Below are 13,837 nucleotides of genomic sequence, written 5' to 3'. Positions count from 1 at the left end.
CGAGATCTTCGGATCTTCTTCTCAGGGACGCGATGACGGGGGTCGAGGTGGGTTCATGAGTGCGGTGATCTCATTCTTCCGGCCTGCCCCCACGGCCCGCGGACAATGGTCACAGCAGGAACTCGCCGAGTTCTATCGGGTCGAGGCCGCGCTCGTCCAAGCCGGGATGCGCATCACCAGCGAATGCGGGTCGAGCGACGAGGATGATCCGTGGTTCGTCTTCTGCCGCTCCGATGGCGAGACGATCATGCATTTCGCACGGATCGACGGCCGCTACGTGATCGCGTCGGAGACGCTGGAAACCCCGTTATGGGGCCCGGACTTCCGCTCACTCCTCAACCAATTGGCCTCGCAATACCCGACGCTCCTGCCGATCCCGAGCGCCAAGAGCGGCGCACGCCTCGTGATCCACCCGGCCGCCCTGCTGGCCGCGATCGTCGCGAGCGCGGCGTTCAGCCTCTTCTCGGAGGATGCGGTCGCACACGAGCTGACTTCCGACGGATTCGGGACGCATTCCGGGGCCGATCTCCCCGATGGCGGCGCGTCGGCCGGCTTTCTCGACGGGCCGCCGCCGCCGGCCCCGACGAAGCCGGAGGGCGGCCGGGAGGGCGGGGAGGACGACCACCGGAAGCATTTCGACACCATCATCCTCTCGGCGATGCTGATCGCCGAGGGGGCCTTCGCGTTCGCCGACCTGACGCAGAAGCTCGAGCCGGAATTGCTGTCGACCGACGACGGCGCCACGGTCGCGGCGCATGCGGCGCGGACCGACGCCTCCGTTCCCACAGCCGCTGCCGCAGCGGAGCGCGGGGGTAGCGCAGGCCGATCCGCCGAGACGGCCGCCACCCTGAACTCCGCCGCGGATTGCGCCGGCCAACCGCCGAGCCTTTCGGGGACGGGAGCGGTCTGCCTGCATCCGAGTCAGGTGACGCCGACATTCCACGATTTCGGAACCCTGACCTCCACGAGCCTCCTTCAGTTCCTGCAATTGAGCCCCGGCAATCTCGGCGCGATCCAGGCCTACGAGGTCGGCTCGAGCGTGGCCCTGATCAGCCGGTCTCAAGCGGAGAAACGCCCAGCACCGGCGTCCTCGGATGCCCCGAGCACCCCGGCGGCCCAGGGCAGCAGCGGCGAGTCCGGTGCCGCAGCCGCGGCGTCCACGCCGTCGGCGAGGAAGGCGGCTTTGCCCGAGCACCGGGATGGGGCGAGCGCCGCGACTGCGGCCGCGCCCTCGGCGGCCGCATCGGTGATCCAGGCCACATCCCCGAACGCCCATCAGGCATCCCCCGACGTGTTGAGCCCGGCGAGCGGAACGAAGGCCGGGGCCACGGCGATCCAGCCCCAAAGTGCCGATGTCGGCGCGACCATCGCGTCGGTTCAGCCCTCGGTGCAGGCCTCGGCCGAGAAGGTGGTTGCCTCCGACGGACCTGTCGCGGCCGCCACGGCCGGCGCCCTGTCGGCGGCGGCGCTGCCGTCCGCCGCCCCGGCCGTCGCCGCCTCCGGGGCGGCCGCGGCGAGCACCGGCCTCCTGATCCAGGCGAAGGTCGTGGCTCCGGGCACCACGGACGGCGCGCCCGTCGTCGCGCCGGTCTCGGCGGCCAAGGAACTGATCAAGGATGCGGGCGCGATCGCCGCCGCAACCCTGCCCGCGACGCTCGCGCCGGAGGCCCCCATCGCGCACGCGGCCACCGAGACGGTGACGACCGGCGCGGCGACAGCCACCGTCGTCGCGACTGTGACCATCGCGGCGACCGTCGCCGCAACCGCGGCTGCCCCAACAATCGTCGTGAAGGCAGGTCTGCCCGCATCGAGCGAGAGCGCCACACCCGTCCCGGCAACCGAGACGGCCGTCGCGCCCGTCAAGGTCGTCGTGCCGAGTGTCGTGCCAAGTGTTATCCCAAGTGTTATCCCAAGTGTTATCCCAAGTGTTGTCCCAAGTGTCGTGGCGAGCACGGCGACGGATGCGGCGAGCCTCGCGCATACGGTCAGCACCGGCGCCACATCCGCATCGCCCGTCCTGGAAGCCGTGATCAACCCGGTCACCGCGGTCGCGGGGACGCTCTCGGCGGTGGTGCAGGCCGCGGCGCCTGTTCCGGCGGCGGTCCCGAGTTCCGCCAATGCCGCTTCGATCGTGGCAATCGACACCGATGCGCACTCGGCGAACGACACGCACCCGGCTGGCGTCAGCAACGCCGTCGGGGCCACCGCGACAGCGTCGGCCGCTCCGCCAATGCCGGAGCTGTCCACGAACCTGCCCGAGACAGGAGCCGGGGCGCCCCATGTGACGGTGGTGCAATCGACATCCCCGCAAGCGACGCCCGACCTAGTGACGCAGGCCGATCCCACGCCCGCGGCCACGGCGCACGCGACGCAGCCGCCGGCGACGCTCCATGCGGTGGATCCCGGGGTCCTGTCGGTCTCCTGCGCACCGACTGCGGCGATGACTGCCGAGCACGGATCGGCCGAACCCGTTGCGGTCCAGCCCGCCGCCGACGCCGCATCGCCCCTCCACGCTGCGTCCGCGGAAGTCGGGCCGATGGCCCACGCGGCCGGCGCGGGCGACGCCTCCGCTCAGCCGCTAGCCGCCGCGCCCGTCGAGGCTTCGGCGACCCTCGTCCGGGCGCCGTATCTCGCGCCGGAATCGCATCCGGGGGCTGCGGCAAGCTCTCCCGCAACGTCCGGTGCAACGGAGGCCTCGCCCACGCACGAGACCGGGGCGGCGATCGAGGCGCCGCCTCATCCGGCCGCGCCCGTCGAGCCCCCTGCGGCGCAGGCCCCCGGCGCACCGCCGGCCGCGGCGGATTCCGGTCCCGCGGCGACGACCGATCCGGCCGCGACGCCGCCCGGCCCGAGCGTCGTGCCGCCGACGCCTCCCGCAGTTCGAGCCGCCGATCTGCCCGCGATGGTGTCGCAGGACGGCACCCTGGTGTTCTCCGCCGATGCAGGACACGAAGCCCCGGGTCACGTCGGGCCGGAGAGCGCCCCTGCGGAGGCGCATGCCGACGTCAAGGTGCTGGGTTTGGCGACCGAGCTCCCGCATCTCGCCGGCTTCCTGTGAGCCGCTGAACGCGACCGCGCGATCCGTCGCGCCTGCGGCCCGAATCACGCGGTCATCGCCGGGCTGATCCAGGCTTCGCCCGGTGCTGCCGGCGATGGGTGTCACCCGCACGTTGTCTTTCCAGGGCGCTGCGGGCGTGCCCGGACTCCCAACGCGCCGAGGTCCCGGGATGCGCCGCGTCGGCGGCATTGAATTCGCGCAGGGCCGGATGCATATCGCGAGCGATTTTCGACGGCCACGCGGAGGCATTCCCTTGAGCGACACGGTGGAGCGGCATGAATTCGGTGCCGAGGTCGGGCGCCTGTTGGACCTCGTCGTCCACGCGCTCTATTCCGACCGCGAGATCTTCCTGCGCGAGTTGGTGGCGAACGCCGCCGACGCGATGGACCGCCGGCGCTTCGAGGCGCTGACTGATGCGGCGAGCGCCCTGCCGCCCGACGCCAAGGTGCGGATCGTGCCCGACAAGGCAGCCCGGACGCTGACGATCTCGGATGCCGGCATCGGCATGTCGAAGGAGGATCTGGCGCAGAATCTCGGCACCATCGCGCGTTCCGGCACGCGTGCATTCTCGCAATCGCTCAGCGAGAGCGGAGCCGGGCAAGCCAAGACCGGAGAGAACGGCCAGGATCCGCGGCCGAGCCTGATCGGCCAGTTCGGCGTCGGCTTCTACTCGGCCTTCATGGTGGCCGACCGGGTCAGCGTCACCTCCCGTCGCGCGGAGGCCGAGGCGGCCTGGACCTGGACCTCCGACGGGCAGGGCAGCTACACCCTGGAGCGGGCGGACCGTGCCGAGCCCGGCACCGACATCGTGCTGCATCTGAAGGAGGATGCCGACGAGTATCTCGAGCCCCATCGGCTCGACCACGTCGTGCGCAAATGGGCCGACTTCATCACCGTGCCGATCGCCGTCGTGCAGGAGGGCAGGGAGGAGGCCGCCAACCAGGGCACGGCCCTCTGGCGCAAGCCCAAATCCGAGATCACGCCCGAACTCTACGAAGGGTTCTACCGCCAGGTCGGCATGAATTTCGACAAGCCCTGGGCCACCCTGCACTGGCGGGCGGAGGGGCAACTCGAATTCACCGCCCTGCTGTTCGTGCCCGGCATGAAGCCGTTCCAGGCCTTCGAGGCCGAGCGCGAGAGCAAGGTGCGGCTGCACGTGCGCCGGATGTTCATCACCGACACGGCGAACCTGCTCCCGTCCTGGCTGCGCTTCGTCCAGGGCGTCGTTGACACCGAGGACCTGCCCCTCAACGTCTCGCGGGAGATGCTGCAGGCGACCCCGGTTCTCGCCCGGATCCGCCGGGCGGTCACGGGCCGCGTCCTCTCCGAGCTGACCAACCGGGCAAAGGACTCGGCCGACTACGCCACGTTCTGGGAAAATTTCGGCCCCGTCCTCAAGGAAGGCATCTACGAGGACCATGAGCGCCGCGGCGAGATCGCTCCGCTCCTGCGGTTCCGGTCCTCGGCGGTCGAGGGCTGGACCTCGCTGCCCGACTACGTCGCCCGCATGAAGGACGGGCAGGAGGCCATTTACTATCTCGTGGCGGACGATGCCGAGGCGCTGGCGCGCTCGCCCCAGCTCGAAGGCTTCCGGGCGCGGGGCGTCGAGGTGCTGCTGCTCTCCGACCACGTCGACGCCTTCTGGCCGGATTCCCTCGACCGTTTCGCGGAAAAGCCCCTGCGCTCGGTGACGCAGGGCGGCCTCGACCTGTCGAAATTCGCGCGCGAGGGCGACCCGGGCGACGTGCCGGCCGGGATCGATGCCCTCGTGGCGGGCCTCAAGGCCGCGCTGAGCGCCGACGTCTCGGACGTCCGCGCCACCGATCGCCTCGTGGACAGCGCCGTGGTGCTCTCCGCCTCCGGCAGCGGCCCGGACCTGCAGATGCAGCGCCTGCTCCGCCGGGCCGGGCGCGGCGGCGGCAGCCTGCCGGTGCTGGAGATCAACCCGCACCATGCCCTGATCCGCGCGCTCGCGGAGGGACCGGAGAGCGATGTCCCGGCCGCCGCCGGCACGCTCCTCGACCTCGCGCGCATCCAGGACGGCGACACGCCGCGCGACCCCGTCGCCTTCGCGCGCACCATCGCGGCGGCGCTCGCGGGCGCAGGGCGGAGTGAGCCCGCCGGGCGGCCGCCCGACGCTTGAGCCTTCCTCGCTTGCACCCTCCACCGCCCCGGTGGAGGGTGCGGCCCGCATGAAGATCCTGATCCCCACGCTCTACGACACCCATGGCGGCTCGACGCGCGTGCTGCTCGCCGCCGCCGAGGCCCTGCGAGGCGAGCACGCCGTCACCGTCCGGGCGCCGATCGCCGAGGCGGATGAGCCGGTCCGCGCACTGTTCCCGAGCCAGCCGCTCGTGGGTTTCCGACGCAAGCTCGCGATCCTGCCGCGGCTCGGCGCGATCCTCTGGCGCGAGGCCGCCGCCCTCCGGCGCCTGCGCCCCGACCTCATCTACGTCCACGACGAGCCGTCGCTCTACGTCTACGGCGTGGCCGCCGAGGCGCTGCGCCCCCGGCCGCGCCTGCTCTGGCACCTGCATGCGGGAGCGGGGCAGGGCGGCGCCGCGCGCCTCCGGGCGGCCCTGGCGGATGCCTGCATCGTCATCAGCCCCCATGTCGCCCCGCCCGCTGGCCTGCCGAGCCGGCTGATCCGCAACCCGCTCGTCCTGCCGCCGGGCGGGCCCTTGCGGCCGGCCGAGCCAGCGCCCGGGGGCGGGCTCCCGGGCCTCGCGGTGGTGGGCGCGGTGGTGCCGCGCAAGGGCCAGGACCTCGCCGTGGAGGCGCTCGCCCACCTGCGCGGCCTCGACGCCGGCGCGACCACACATCTGACGCTCATCGGCCCCGAACTCGATCCCGCCTTCGCGGCGCGCCTGCGCACGCGGATCGCCGAACTGGGCCTTGCCGCCGCCGTGACCTTCACGGGCGAGCGCGGGCCCGCGGAGGCCTTTTCCGGAGTCGGCGTCGCCCTGTTCCCCTCGGGCGCCGAGACCCAGCCCCTGGCGCTCGCCGAGGCCCTGGCCCGGGGCCTGCCCGTCGCCGCGACCGACATCCCGGCCCATCGCACCATGCTGGTGGAGGCCGGCGCCGACACGGCGCTCCTCAGCCCCCGTGAGCCCGAGGCCCTGGCTCAGACGATCCTGAGGGCCGCGGCACGCCCGCCGGATCCCGCCCTCGCGTCGCGGATTCGCACGCTCTACGACCCGGCCCGGTTCGACGCGGAGCTTCGCGGCTACGTGGCGCGGATCGCGCGCGACGTCGCCGCCTCAAGCCGCTTGTGAAAGCCGGACCACTCGTGCTAGGCACCGCCCGTCTCGTCGAGACACCTCGCGGAGAGGTGGCAGAGCGGTTGAATGCACCGCACTCGAAATGCGGCATGCCTGCAAGGGCATCGGGGGTTCGAATCCCTCCCTCTCCGCCACTCCCTTCTTTCGAGTCGGCGGCCGGCCTGATTGGCTTGGCTCGGTCGAGACCCTAGCCGTCGCGGCGCTCGATTACCCCTACCAATGACACGGTCCGACAGGGTCGGACGCTGCAGCCCGGCGTGTAATCCGGCTCTCTTCGTGGTCATGGAATCCGCTTTCCCGGCGTTGATCCGAAGATAAAACTGTCGCCATTCGGACCAAGTCTGAAGACAGTTCTGTACGAAATGACAGGATCGCTTGCGCCTGACTTCCGTTGCGCTCTTTATGGGTGTGGCCAATATTCAAGGCGAAGGGCTTTGTCATGAAAAGACGAACGTTCTTGGCCGGCGGCGCAGCCGCGGCAGCAGTGCCCCACATGGCCCTGTCTCACTATTCCCCACCGACGACCGGTCAGACCTTGGCGCCTGGCGAGCTCGCGGAGAACGCAGCCAGATTGCGGCGGCAATTTCTCCAGGTCTACGATCCCGCCTACGTCGAACACGTCATCCTGCCCTACTTCCTGGTCAGCACTTACGCCGGCGAGCGGCCGGCGCTCCCGATGATCGATGTGACGTTGACGAAGGAAGATGCACTTCCGGCTGATCTCTGGGGTCTCATCAGCGAAACCTGGAGACCGGATCCGGAGCAGGGCGTGACCGTCTTCCTGCAGGGATTGGAGAAGCGCGGTCCGGACAACCGGCGAAAGCGGATCTACATGTCGGCTCTGACGCCGAACCTTTACCGTTCCATGTATGGCGACAAGGTCACCCGGTTCTTCAGCGCCCTTCTGGCCACGGAAAATTCCGGCAAGCCATTGATGCGGTCGTATCTGGAGAATTACTGGGACTTGTATTGGGACCTGCATCTCGGAGTGAAGGGCGATGCGATCCCCACGCGGGTCCGCCAGATCGGGGAGAGCTTCAACACGGTGCTCGCCCACCGCGATCCGACCCAGCGGATCGTGTACGACCATTACATGGCCGTGCGCGCGAATCTCGGCTTCCTCAAATCCTGGATCGACACAAAGCTCGCGGACGTGGTGACGGGCAAGACGCCCGATCCCGAGAAGACGTTCGCGTATTATTGGATCAAGAATGGCGAGGAAGGTGAAAACTTCCGGCACAAGGATGTCGTCTTCGAGTGCTTCCACAATTTTGTTGCGTTTAGTCAATGGGGAAACACGATCTACAACATCATGCTCAAATTGGAGCGTGCTGGTGGAGATCCGGAGGCGCGCGCCTCGTTCAAGAAGACCATGTCGGGCGATTTCGACAACGCCAACGGGGCCGCCTTCACGCCGCTCGAATGCTTCGTCATGGAGCTTTTCCGCACGATCTCACCTAATGGCGGAAGCATCTCCGCGGTCGAGGAAGTCAGCACGCCCGTGTTCGAGCGGCACGGCTACATCATCAGTCCGCATACGGCCACGAGCCTGGATCCGATTCATTGGAAAGATCCGAAGACGTTCGATCCGTCGCGCTACCAAGGCGTGCCGACGAGCCACGCCATCGATGAAGCCCGGATGCACCAGATCGGCTTTGCCCGATGTCCGTTCGACAGGACGTCCTTCGACGTCAAGGACGGCAGAAAGGCCGCCCTGCACAACAGCGCCTACGGCACCGTCTACGGAATCGCTCAGGGCAAGCCTCTGCCCGTCTGCGACTATGCCGGCTTCGCGCCCTTCGGATTCGGATATCGCCGCTGTCCTGGCGAACAACTGACGATCCAGGTGTTCGAGGATTTCCTCAGGAAGGTCTGGAGCGACAAGATCGACTTCGTCAAGCTCGAGGGCGCAACCGCGGAGAAACTGCCGATTGGACCGAGGGCCGTCATCGGCGACAATCTCGGCTTCACGCGCGGCGCCTAGTGCCGCGCCCGATCCCGTTGCGATCGGGAACGGCGCTCAGTCTTTGATGGGACGCGCTCTCTTTCGCCGAACCGGTCTCCACTTCGGCGGAGGGCGCCCCAGCATCGCTTCGCCTCGGCAGCCGCCATTCGTCAAGGACGCATTCAGGCATCGCAGTTGCGCGTCCTGGAACTCACTCAGGGGGCGCAGCGTGACGATCATCGATCCACGCCTCGGCGATACCGAGGACGACCGCTCTAGCACGAAGCGGCACTCGATGCTGTCACTCGCGGGCAACCTGCTCGCGGAGGTCAGCCTTCCGAAGCTCATCGTCGCCTGCCTCCTGCTCATTGTCCTGCCCGGCCTCATGCTCGGAGCGGCGCCTCTCATCGCGTCCATCTGGATCATGGGTGTTTCCGCCAAGCTCTCGGCCGTGCTGAGCGGCACCTGGCCGGTCCTGCTGCTCTCGGGGTTTGCGGTCGTCGGCTGGTTCGGCGGACGGCCTCTGTTTCGGCTGGCCGAGAGCAGCTTCTGGTCCCTGAACGCGCTCGTGGTTCAGCCCGGCTACGCGCTCGCGCGCGAAACCTTCCGCCACCTCGTCGAGGGCCTTCTCCCGGCCGGAGCCAGCAGGGCGACGGTCGCGTCCATTCGCGCCGCCCTGGCGGCCGCAGCCGGATTGGTGATGGGAGCGATCGGTCTGTCCGTGGCCTCGCTTGCTTGGCCGGCCACGCGATGGAGTGCGGGTTTGGCGGACCTGGTCACACCCCACCAATTGGTCTCACCCTCGATCGCGAATGCCGTCGTGATCATTGCCGTCTATTTCGGCTTGGCTGGCCTTCTCTGGGGCGTTGCCGACGCGGTGACGCCGCAACCGAGGGATCTCGCTTCCTTCCATCGGTCCGGGATGAATGCGCGTCGGTGGCGCGTCGCTCACCTGTCCGACCTCCATGTCGTCGGGGAGCGATACGGCTTTCGCATCGAGAGCGGACGGGCGGGCGTCCAAGGCAACGAGCGCCTGCGCGGCGTCCTCGCTCGGTTGGATGCCATTCATGCGGCGCGCCCCCTTGATGCCGTGATCGTCACGGGCGACCTCACGGATGCAGGCCGTTCGAGCGAATGGGCCGAGCTTTTCGATGCGCTCGCGCCGTACCCGGCCTTGTCCAGGTTGATCGTCGCGCTCCCGGGCAATCACGACGTGAACGTCATCGACCGAGCCAATCCGGCGCGGTTCGAACTGCCGACCAGTCCGAAGAAGCGTCTGCGACAGCTTCGGACCCTGTCTGCGCTGGAGGCCCTGCAGGGATCGAGGGTCCTGACCGTTGACCGAGAGGCCGGGCGAATGGGTGCTTCACTCTCGGAAGCGCTGAGGCCCCATATCGAGGCGATCCGGACCTTCGCCGATTGCGGCCGCCCACGCCGGCCTCTGGCGCTCGCAAAGCTTTGGCGCGGCCTTTTCCCGATGATCCGACCGCCGGCCTCGGCCGACGGGCTCGGGATCATCGCGCTGAACTCGAATGCGGAGACGCATTTCTCCTTCACGAATGCCCTCGGGATCGTGTCGGCCGAGGAGATCGGCGCGCTCGAGATTGCCGTCCGCCAATACCCCGATGCCGCCTGGATCGTTGCGCTCCACCATCATCCTGTCGAGTATCCCAAACCCGCCAAGGCCTTGTCGGAACGGATCGGAACCGCTCTCGTCAATGGCAGCTGGTTCGTCCGAAAGCTGCAACGGATGGCCGACCACGTCGTCGTGATGCATGGGCATCGGCATGTGGACTGGATCGGCGAATGCGGCGGACTCCTGATCGTGTCGGCGCCCTCGCCGGTCATGGAATCCGTCGAGGGCAGCGACAGCTATTTCTACATCCATACCCTTGAGGCAGATCCGGATCATCGATTGCGGCTCCTCGAACCTGAGCGCGTCGAACTTCGAGGCCGGGGGAGCGTGGAATGCTGAGAATGGGCTCATCGGCGCGCACGCCATCGATCGACCGACGCCAGGCCAGTTCGTCGGCGAGCAACCGGGCGACCCCGCCTAATTTCGGGGTTGTCTGAGGGGCGTGCGCGCCTCGTCGGTGCGATCCCGCGGGGCGCCCAGAAGATCCGCGATCCAGCGGCTCGAGGGATGCTGGTCGCAGATCGTCAGGATCGCGATCACGATCGGCACGCCGATGAAGGCGCCGGACAATCCCCACAGGAACGTCCAGAAGAAGACCGCGAACAGCACGATGAACGGCGACATCGCGAGGGCATTTCCGGCGACCCGAGGCTCCAGGTAGCTGCCGACCAGGAACTGGATCAGGTTCAGGCAGACGAAGACCAGGAGCGCCGTCTGCCAGGAGGCAAACTGGGCCATGGCATACAGGGTCGGGAAGACGGTCGCGATGAGTGGCCCGATCACCGGGATGTAGTTCAGGACGAACGCGATCACGCCCCATTCGAGGGCGAGGTCGAGGCCCATCATGGCGACGAATGCCCAGACGAGTGCGCCCGTCATGAGGCTCATCAGCGTGCGAACGAGCATGAACCGGCGAAGCTTGCCCGCCGTTCGCGCGCTCCCGGCGAGAAGAACCTGTCCGAACCCGCGCGCGCCGCCGGCGGAAAGCTTCCGCGCCACATCCTCGACTTCGAGCAGGCCCAAAATGACGTAGATCAGGATCACGAACAGGAAGGTCGAGGTGCTGTTGAACCGGCTCGTCAACTCTGGCAGCAGGCGCAGCAGCCATGGAATATTGAAGTGCTCGGCCCAGAGCCCGGCGAGCACGATCCCGTGCGTCTCGAGCCAGTCGGCCGTCTGAGCGTAGAGGCCTTGCAGGCGCGTCGCGTCGCTGATGACGGACCGAACGACCCTGCCGAATCCCCAAGTGATCAAGGACCCGAACGCGAGAATGATCGCGGCCGTCCCGACGACGCTGATCGCACATGCCAGGACTTTGGGAAGAACCGCCTGGAGCCCCCTCTGAACCGGCCACACGATGGCGATGATGAAGATCGCGAAGGCGACAGGCGCGAAGACCGAGCGGGCGAGCGCGAGCGCACCACAGATCAGGATCAAGGCACCGATGGCGATGAGGAGACGGATGGGATTGGTGGGCTCGTCCATGCTGGCGCCTCCGAGGCCAGCCCGCCGCATCGCGAGCCCGTCAGACCGATCCGTCTGATCTTACGATCGTGCCATGCACGTCCTCATGAAGCGGTTGCGCGCGGCAAACTGCCTCCCGAAGCGTTGGAGCTTGGCCTGCTGGAGGCACTCGGCCCGCTTGGCGGCGTGCTCGCCGCGCATGGGCTTCGCGGCCTGCGCCGGAGCGGCAGCGAAGCCGAGGGCGACGAGGATTGCAAGCGCTCCGATCAGAGCTTTCATCGCGGCCTCCCGTGACGCTTCGGCTATGTGACGGACGCGACGTCGACGCGCGCTATCGCGGGCGAGCTTTCATCGCCGGCTCCAAGAGATCAATGCGTGGATGATCACATACCGATGCGGCCCTGTCACTCTGTGATGGTACAGTGTGTCCAGTTGCGCTCAATGATGTGCGCATCATCTTGACGCCATGCTGGTATAGGCGCAGGATTTGACTCTGAATTTCTCCAAGAGGCCGATCGCGCGCGCCTGATGCGACCGCTCGAATGCTGGTCGCCGCCGGATCGGAGACGGATTTCATCGGTCCCGAACTTGTGCTTGCAAATGCTGACGTGACAGTCAGGCAGGCTCCGATTCGAAGCAGGGGAGTGCCCCATGACAGCACTCGATCGCCGCGCGATGCTCCGGGGCATGTCGTCCGGGGTTCTGGCTGCCTCCCTGGGCTTGGCGTTCCTGCCGAAGGCCGCCGAGGCCATGGTGCCGGCACTGGGCGCGTCCGCTCAAGGCGCTGCCGATCCGGCAAACCCCGACAACCTCGTCGAGAAGGCCCGCGTCGTGGTGGTGCATCCGCGCCATCGCCGGCGCCGGCGCCGGCGCGTTTGCTGGTGGCGCCGCGGACGCCGCGTATGCGCGTGGCGCTGGTAGGAGGGCTGACGCGCTCCGGTATCGATCGGCGGCTCGGAGGCATCCTGCGCGATGTCGCCCGCAGGGTGCCGGCTCTCAGAACGAACCCAGCATCGAGCCGAGCAGGATCACGCCCAGAAGCGCGACGATCGGGCCGGCGATGCCAACCAGGACGATGTCGCGGTAGCTGTCGCGATGGGTCGCGCCGCAGACCGACAGCAGGCTGATCACGGCGCCGTTATGCGGCAGACTGTCGAGGGTTCCGGCTCCGATCACCGCGACCCGATGGAGGAGGTCCGGGCTCAGCCCGATCTCCGCCGCCCGTGCGAGGTAGGTCGGCCCAAGGGTATCGAGCGCGATCGTCAGGCCGCCGGAGGCGGAGCCAGTCAGGGCCGACAGGGCGTTGGTCGATGCCGCCAGCGAGACGAGGGGACCGCCGCCGACCCCGAGCACCGCGTCACGCACGACGGCGAAGGCGGGCATCGCCGCCACGACGGCGCCGAATCCGACGAGGCTCGCGACGCTGAGAACCGGGAGCACCGAAGCGTTGGCGCCCGCATCCACGCTCTCGCGCAAGCTGGGCAACCGGGCCCGGTTGAGCAGGACGACGGTGATGCAGGCGCTGGCAAGAGCCACGGCCACCGACCACACGCCGGCAACCGCCGCGAAGGAGGTGGCGCCCCAACGGGCCTCGCCGAGATAGGTGAAATCGAGGCGTGGCAGCACGATGAGGGAGAGCGTGAGGTTGACGAGGATCACGATCGCGAGGGGAAGCATGGCGACGACGACGCCAGGAGGCCGGGAGGCCGGAGGGCCATGATCGATCTCGGCCGGATCGAATTCCCGGGCGATGACGGCCCGCTCGCGCAGCTTGTCGTCGGCGGCAAGCACCTGTGCGGAGGGTGGCGACCCCTCGCCGAAGGCTTCCCCGGCGCCGCGGGCCAGGGTCTCGGCTCGCCTCAGCCACCAGAGCCCGAAGGCCAGCATGATGGCTGAGGCGATCAGCCCCAAGCCGGGGGCGGCAAACGGCGTCGTGCCGAAAATCGGCATCGGGATCGCGTTCTGGATCGAGGGCGTCCCGGGCATGGCCGACATCGTGAAGGTCGACGTGCCGAGGACGATCGCCGCCGGCATCAGGCGACGCGGAATGCCGGAAGCCCGGAACATCTTCTGTGCCATCGGTGCCAGCACGAAGAACGCCACGAAGAGGCTGACGCCGCCATAGGTGACGAGCGCGCCAGCCAGGACCACGGCGAGGATCGTGCGGCCAGGACCCAACCAGCGGGTCATCGCGTCCGCCACGGCCGTCACGGAGCCGCTATCCTCCATCAGTTTCCCGAACAGGGCCCCGAGGAGGAAGAGCGGAAAATATTGCCCAACGAAGTGGGCGGCCGCGCCCATGAAGGTCTGCGTCCAGTGCGCCAGGAGTGGCTCCCGCGCGAAGAGCGCGGCGACCAGGGACGCCGCCGGCGCGAGCAGCAAGATGCTCCATCCGCGATACGCCAAGCCGACCAGAAGCCCGAGACCGATCGCGATGCCGAGCAGCCCCATCG

9 protein-coding genes and 1 tRNA gene are annotated in these 13,837 nt (G+C 68.4%); 7 read left to right on the top strand and 3 right to left on the bottom strand.

Annotation, left to right across the window (positions count from 1 at the left end):
* The first annotated feature begins 55 nt into the window (after positions 1–55).
* The 6 genes from F6X53_RS02010 (at position 56) to F6X53_RS01985 (ending at position 10,259) form a co-directional block, all read left to right on the top strand.
* The gene (locus F6X53_RS02010; RefSeq protein WP_150996649.1) at positions 56–3,058 is read left to right on the top strand and encodes a hypothetical protein; all 3,003 of its coding nucleotides are present in this window, start codon (positions 56–58) and stop codon (positions 3,056–3,058) included.
* Positions 3,059–3,311: 253 nt separating this feature from the next.
* Positions 3,312–5,201, top strand: coding sequence for a molecular chaperone HtpG (gene htpG / locus F6X53_RS02005; protein WP_150996647.1), 1,890 nt, complete (start codon positions 3,312–3,314; stop codon positions 5,199–5,201).
* A gap of 49 nt (positions 5,202–5,250) precedes the next feature.
* Positions 5,251–6,333: a glycosyltransferase family 4 protein gene (locus F6X53_RS02000; RefSeq protein WP_150996645.1), complete on the top strand. Its 1,083-nt coding sequence runs from the start codon at positions 5,251–5,253 to the stop codon at positions 6,331–6,333.
* A gap of 50 nt (positions 6,334–6,383) precedes the next feature.
* A tRNA-Ser gene (locus F6X53_RS01995) sits at positions 6,384–6,473 on the top strand.
* 359 nt (positions 6,474–6,832) lie between these two features.
* Positions 6,833–8,323, top strand: coding sequence for a hypothetical protein (locus F6X53_RS01990; RefSeq protein WP_210386366.1), 1,491 nt, complete (start codon positions 6,833–6,835; stop codon positions 8,321–8,323).
* A gap of 190 nt (positions 8,324–8,513) precedes the next feature.
* On the top strand, positions 8,514–10,259 hold the full coding sequence (locus tag F6X53_RS01985; RefSeq protein ID WP_238296553.1) for a metallophosphoesterase: 1,746 nt from the start codon (positions 8,514–8,516) through the stop codon (positions 10,257–10,259).
* 78 nt (positions 10,260–10,337) lie between these two features.
* Here F6X53_RS01985 and F6X53_RS01980 read toward each other — a convergent pair whose 3' ends face one another.
* Complete coding sequence (locus tag F6X53_RS01980; RefSeq protein ID WP_150996639.1) at positions 10,338–11,405, bottom strand: AI-2E family transporter; 1,068 nt, start codon at positions 11,403–11,405, stop codon at positions 10,338–10,340.
* A gap of 60 nt (positions 11,406–11,465) precedes the next feature.
* On the bottom strand, positions 11,466–11,663 hold the full coding sequence (locus tag F6X53_RS01975) for a hypothetical protein (protein WP_150996637.1): 198 nt from the start codon (positions 11,661–11,663) through the stop codon (positions 11,466–11,468).
* Between the two features lie 372 nt (positions 11,664–12,035).
* On the opposite strand from F6X53_RS01975, the gene F6X53_RS01970 reads away from it, so the two are divergent.
* Positions 12,036–12,305, top strand: a complete 270-nt coding sequence (locus F6X53_RS01970; RefSeq protein WP_150996635.1) for a hypothetical protein — start codon at positions 12,036–12,038, stop codon at positions 12,303–12,305.
* Positions 12,306–12,380: 75 nt separating this feature from the next.
* Here the strand turns inward: F6X53_RS01970 and F6X53_RS01965 are convergent, their stop codons facing one another.
* Positions 12,381–13,835, bottom strand: a complete 1,455-nt coding sequence (locus F6X53_RS01965) for a GntP family permease (protein ID WP_150996633.1) — start codon at positions 13,833–13,835, stop codon at positions 12,381–12,383.
* Positions 13,836–13,837: the final 2 nt, after the last annotated feature.

This window comes from Methylobacterium soli (genome assembly GCF_008806385.1).
GTDB classification, from domain to species: Bacteria; Pseudomonadota; Alphaproteobacteria; order Rhizobiales; family Beijerinckiaceae; genus Methylobacterium; species Methylobacterium soli.
Note: the sequence above shows the minus strand (reverse complement) of the source record. Positions and strands in the feature narration are given on the sequence as shown.

What these genes read in the sequence shown, in the direction of transcription:
- F6X53_RS01975 (WP_150996637.1), bottom strand. Translation starts at nt 11,663, where the DNA reads ATGAAAGCTCTGATCGGAGCGCTTGCAATCCTCGTCGCCCTCGGCTTC.
- F6X53_RS01990 (WP_210386366.1), top strand. Translation starts at nt 6,833, where the DNA reads ATGGCCCTGTCTCACTATTCCCCACCGACGACCGGTCAGACCTTGGCG.
- F6X53_RS02010 (WP_150996649.1), top strand. Translation starts at nt 56, where the DNA reads ATGAGTGCGGTGATCTCATTCTTCCGGCCTGCCCCCACGGCCCGCGGA.
- F6X53_RS02000 (WP_150996645.1), top strand. Translation starts at nt 5,251, where the DNA reads ATGAAGATCCTGATCCCCACGCTCTACGACACCCATGGCGGCTCGACG.
- F6X53_RS01980 (WP_150996639.1), bottom strand. Translation starts at nt 11,405, where the DNA reads ATGGACGAGCCCACCAATCCCATCCGTCTCCTCATCGCCATCGGTGCC.
- F6X53_RS01965 (WP_150996633.1), bottom strand. Translation starts at nt 13,835, where the DNA reads ATGGGGCTGCTCGGCATCGCGATCGGTCTCGGGCTTCTGGTCGGCTTG.
- F6X53_RS01970 (WP_150996635.1), top strand. Translation starts at nt 12,036, where the DNA reads ATGACAGCACTCGATCGCCGCGCGATGCTCCGGGGCATGTCGTCCGGG.